Consider the following 5,311-nt stretch of genomic DNA (forward strand, 5'->3'; position numbering starts at 1 on the left):
TAGCTATTTATATTATAAGGAATACCTACTTTATTTTAACTAAAAAACGTGCAATATCTATGGCTCCTAAACACAAAAATGAAATTTCCAATATTGACATAAGTATAAATTATTGATATCATATAAAATCATTGAAAATATAAAAAATAATTTTAAAGAGGTAATTAAATGTTCACAGCAACTTTATATGCACAAACTACAGGAGGAGCTCAAGCAGGAGGAAGCCCTTTAGTATCAATAGGTATGATGGTAGCTATTTTTGCCATATTCTATTTTTTACTAATAAGACCACAAAAAAAACAACAGCAAAAATTGGCTCAAAGCATAGCTAATCTTAAAAAAGGCGATAAAATAATTGTAGCTGGCGGTATAGTAGCTGAATACATTTCTGATAAAGAAGGCGGAAGAGTTGCTATAGTGAAATTAGGAGAAAACACAAAGATAGAAATAATAAAATCTTCTATATCAGCAGTGGTAAGCGATGAAGTTCTTAATGCTAAGAAAGAAGATAAGAAAGATAAAAAAGCTATAGAAGATAAAAATCAGATAAAAGAAGAATTAGAAAAAGCACAATCTGAAGAAAAAAAAGAATAATAGAAAAACAATAATAAAGAAAAATAGGAAAGCAGTATGAGTCATAATTTAAGGTTAGCATTCATCATTATAGGTCTTGCTATAATGGGTTGGTTTATCACTCCTACAGTGAGATGGTATTTTTTCACATCAGAAGATAAAAAAGAAGAAAGCAATTTATCATTAGATGAAATGATATCTAAAGGTTATACAAAAGAGCAAATTGATGAGATTCAATCGCTTAAACGTTTAAGAAGCGAATCTGTTAATTTAGGATTAGATTTACAGGGCGGTATAAGGATAGTTCTTCAGGCAGATTTTGAGGATTATGCTAATAAATTAGATAGAACAGCATTATCTTTAACAGCCGAAGAGAAAAATGATGCTATGGAAAGACTTATATCAAGATTAAGAGGAAGAATTGACCAGTTTGGAGTTAGTGAAGTTGGTATAAGAAAACAAGGCGATGACAGAGTGGTTGTTGAACTTCCTGGAGCAAGAGACCCTGATAGAATTAAAAGCGTCGTACTTAGTCAAGGTGCTTTAACTTTTAATTTGGTAGACCAAGAGGCTTCTGCTACAATTACTAGCAATGACTTACTTCTTGGAGTTTTCACTAATACTGCTAAAGTACCAGAAAACGACAAGCAAGTTTATTTTTATAGCGAAAAAGATGACTTTGGAAGAAGAGTTAGAGGAGCTCCTGTATTTATAGAAAAAGAGGCTTCTTTAGATGGTTCTGCTTTAATTAATGCTAATGTAGGCGGCGGACAATTTGGAGAGGTTACTGTTGAGTTTGAACTTAATAATGAAGGAGCTGAACAGTTTGCATTAGTAACTGCTGCTAATGTTAATAGAATGCTTGCTATTGTATTAGACGATAAAGTAATAAGTGCTCCTAATATCAATCAGGAAATTAGAGGCGGAAGAGGAGTTATTTCTGGAAGCTTTACTTTGGAAGAAGCTCAAGATTTAGCAAGAATACTTAAAGAAGGTGCTTTACCTTTGAAAGTAAGTGTTGTAGAGGAAGAAGTTGTAGGTCAATCTATAGGTGCTGACTCTGTTAAGGCTGGTACTACTGCTTTATTTATGGCTGCAATATTAGTTGCTGTATTTATGATTGCTCTATATAGAGTATCTGGAGTTTTATCTACAATAGCTATGCTTATAAACGTTATACTTATTATGGCTATACTTTCTCCTTTAAGATTTACTCTTACTTTGCCTGGTATAGCTGGTCTTATACTTACTATAGGTATGGCAGTTGATGCTAACGTTATTATTTTTGAACGTATAAAAGATGAATTAAAAATAAAATCTAATATTTCTGATGCTATTATATCTGGTTATGACAGAGCTTTTGCTACAATATTTGACTCTAACATTACAACAATAATAGTAGCTTTAATACTATGGATATTTGGAAGCGGTCCTGTACAAGGTTTTGCTGTTACATTGTTCTTTGGTATTTTAATAAACCTATTTACTGCTGTATTTATTACTAGATATATATATGAAGAAATTATTCGTACAAAACTTGTGAAGAAAGCTGGTTTCTTCTTTATTTAATATAATAAGGATTTTATAGTATGAGCGAAAATATTAAAAAAAATAATGATGTTAAAAAAACTGAAAATAATGATATGACAAAAAATAAAATTCCTTTTGTTAAATTTATGCCTGTTGCGGCTGTTATATCTAGTATATTATTTATAGCTTCTATTGGGCTTTTTATTAATAAATTGACTACTAATAGCTTTAATATGGGTATAGATTTTGCAGGCGGTGTTGAATTACAAGTAAAAATTTATAATCCAGAAGTAATAAATATCGCTGAAATAAGAAATTTATACAGAAACTTTGGTACAGAAACTGTCAATATACAAGAACTTGAAGGAGAAGATAATATCAATGCTTTTCTTTTAAGATTTAGAGGCTCTAATGAAGAATCTGACAGAGCTATGCAAGTGCTTTATGATAAATACACAAAAGAAAAAGTAACTCTTATAGGAAGTAATATTATAAGCGGTGTTGTATCTTCTGATAATTTAAAACTAGCTTTCATACTTGTAATAGTGTCTTGGATTATCATTATGATATACATTACTATAAGATTTAATTATAGATATGCTTTCCCTGCTATTATTACTCTTATACATAATGTTGTTATAGTATTTGGTATACTTCTATTTTTGAATAAAGAGTTTTCTGTATTAGTTCTCTCTTCAATGCTTACTTTAATAGGTTATACAATCAACGACATAATAGTTGTATTTGATAGAATCAGAGAAAATGCTGATGTTAAAAGACCATTTAAAGAAATTGTTAATATAAGTCTTAATAATGTTGTAGGTAGAACTGTAATTACTGGTGTTTCTACATTGCTTGCTGCTCTTGCTATAATGATATGGGGCGGATTTATACTTTATGATTTTGCTTTTACATTCTTTTGCGGTGTAGTGATAGGTACTTATGCTAGTAACTTTATTGCAAGCGGTCTTTTAATATTATTTATGAAAGGAAAAAAAGCATAATTAAAAGAATAATATAAATGAAAAAGAATAATATTTTTATTGTACTTATAATATTTTCTCTTATATTTTTAACATTAACAATAGTATATAATGTATACACAATAGGTGCAAATAATAATATAAAAAAAGAAATAGATGGAACTAGTAATATATTAGCAGATGATATGAGAACTCAATATATAAAAATATTATCGCTATATTTTAAAGATCAATTGATAGATGAAACTAATCAAAATAAAATAAATGAATTAAATAATTTCATAAAAGAATATACATCATCAATATCATCTTCAAATTTTAACAATCTAAAATCATCTATTAATGATATAATACAATTAAGAACCAGAAATACAACTTATGTACTATTGTTCTTAGCTATATTTACATTTATATTAGGTCTTATTATAAACCTGCTTAGCAGCCATGATAAAGAAAATAATAATATTCAAACTACAAAAAAGATTGTAAAAGAGGAAAATGAAAAAAAAGAGGAAAAACCTAATATTATTATTTCTAATGAGATAGATAATAAAAAAGAAATTGAAATAAATAATATGTATCAAAATCTTGTAAAAGAAATAAAGAATTCCAAAGAAGATAGTGCTATGGAAATACTTGAAAAAATATTTCAAATAGATGACAGAAACTATTTAGCTTTGAATGGTGCTGGAATACTTTATACAAAGATATATACTAAAAACGGAAATAACACTTATTTTGTAAAGGCTGATAAGTTTTATGAATCTGCAATTTCTATATATAATAAAAACAAAGATATTCTAAATAATAAAGCAATATTATACTCAACTAGATATGGTAAAGATAATAATAATGGTGATTATAATACAGCTTTAAATATTTTTAATAATACAATTTCCTCTTACAATAATGATTTTGATATTATACATAATAGAGCAACTCTAAATTTGCTAAACTATAAAATTACGGCGAATGCAGACTCTTTTGATGAAGCATTGAGAGATTATAACGAATTAATAGAGATTGATCATCATAACATATATGCCTTAAATAATAGAAGCATGCTTTATTTCGATAAATATAAATATACTAAAGATAAAAAATATTTTGAAAAATCAATAAAAGATTGTAATGATGCTTTTAGTATTAATTCAAAAGAATCTTTAGAATCTAATGGAAATCCGCATTATATATACAAATATTAATTTTTTTTATAATTATTTATAAATAAAAAAGCAATGAGATTAATAAAATCCCATTGCTTATAAATATTTATTTAATTAAATAAATTATTTTTTCTTACAAACTTTTTTTTGATATCCTATAGCATCAGCTAATTCTTCATCTATAACAACTACTACATCATTATGAAGCTTAAGGAAAGTAACAGGGCAGCTTGTCATAACTTTATCATGATTTAAAAGCTCTTTCATAGCAGCGGCTTTACCTTTTCCAATAGCAGCTATTACTATTTTTTTTGCCTTTAATATTCCACCCATACCCATACTAAAAGCCTCTCTTGGAACATCTTTTTCTGAAGCAAAGAATCTTGCATTAGCTTTAATAGTTTTTTCATCAAGCTTCACACATAAAGCATTAGCATGCAAAGCCTCATCAGGCTCATTGAAAGCAATATGTCCATTAGGACCAACTCCTAATAATTGAATATCCCTTGGAAGCTTCTCTATTTTATCATCAAACTCTTTTAAGATTTTTTCTTTCTCCCCTATTCCCTTAGGAACAAAAGTATTTTTTTTATCTATATTTATATGATCAAATAAGTTTTTGTTCATAAAATATCTATAGCTCTGTTCATTTTTTCCATCTAAGCCTTTATATTCATCTAAATTAACTGATTTTACATTTTTAAAATCAATCTCTTTTTTCTCATAAGCCTTTATTAAATGAGGATAAACTGCCTCAGCTGTGCCTCCTGTAGCAAGACCTAAAACAGCATCTTTTTTTACTTTTAATATATTAATAATCTCATTAGCTGTTTTTTTGCCTACTCCATTAGCATCTTTAGCAACTATAATTTTTAATCCCATAATCTTTAATACTCCTTTTATTAATTTATAATATTTTTCATAAACTAATATATTAAAATTATAGCATATATATAATTTATTACAATTAATAATAATTTTTATTATTGTTTAGGAGCCATACATATTGCACGTTTTTTAGTTTAAAAAAAGCAGGTATTCCTTATAATTTAATTAACT

General features: G+C 27.2%; 5 protein-coding genes. 4 read left to right on the top strand and 1 reads right to left on the bottom strand.

The features are described 5' to 3' along the window. The first annotated feature begins 168 nt into the window (after positions 1-168). The 4 genes from yajC to Q0H31_RS12845 are packed head-to-tail and all read left to right on the top strand — an operon-like array spanning position 169 to position 4,291. Positions 169-594: a preprotein translocase subunit YajC gene (gene yajC / locus Q0H31_RS12830; protein ID WP_295298800.1), complete on the top strand. Its 426-nt coding sequence runs from the start codon at positions 169-171 to the stop codon at positions 592-594. Between the two features lie 36 nt (positions 595-630). Further along, positions 631-2,142: a protein translocase subunit SecD gene (gene secD, locus Q0H31_RS12835; protein WP_295298802.1), complete on the top strand. Its 1,512-nt coding sequence runs from the start codon at positions 631-633 to the stop codon at positions 2,140-2,142. A gap of 20 nt (positions 2,143-2,162) precedes the next feature. After that, positions 2,163-3,107 carry a protein translocase subunit SecF gene (gene secF, locus Q0H31_RS12840; RefSeq protein ID WP_295298804.1) on the top strand — a complete coding sequence of 315 codons (945 nt, stop codon included), beginning with the start codon at positions 2,163-2,165 and terminating at the stop codon, positions 3,105-3,107. Positions 3,108-3,124: 17 nt separating this feature from the next. Continuing rightward, complete coding sequence (locus tag Q0H31_RS12845) at positions 3,125-4,291, top strand: hypothetical protein (protein ID WP_295298807.1); 1,167 nt, start codon at positions 3,125-3,127, stop codon at positions 4,289-4,291. 84 nt (positions 4,292-4,375) lie between these two features. Here Q0H31_RS12845 and Q0H31_RS12850 read toward each other — a convergent pair whose 3' ends face one another. Continuing rightward, positions 4,376-5,134 (bottom strand): glucosamine-6-phosphate deaminase, encoded by a 759-nt coding sequence (locus Q0H31_RS12850; protein WP_295298808.1) that lies wholly within the window; start codon positions 5,132-5,134, stop codon positions 4,376-4,378. Positions 5,135-5,311: the final 177 nt, after the last annotated feature.

Source organism: uncultured Brachyspira sp., from assembly GCF_934747485.1.
Classification (GTDB): Bacteria; Spirochaetota; Brachyspiria; order Brachyspirales; family Brachyspiraceae; genus Brachyspira.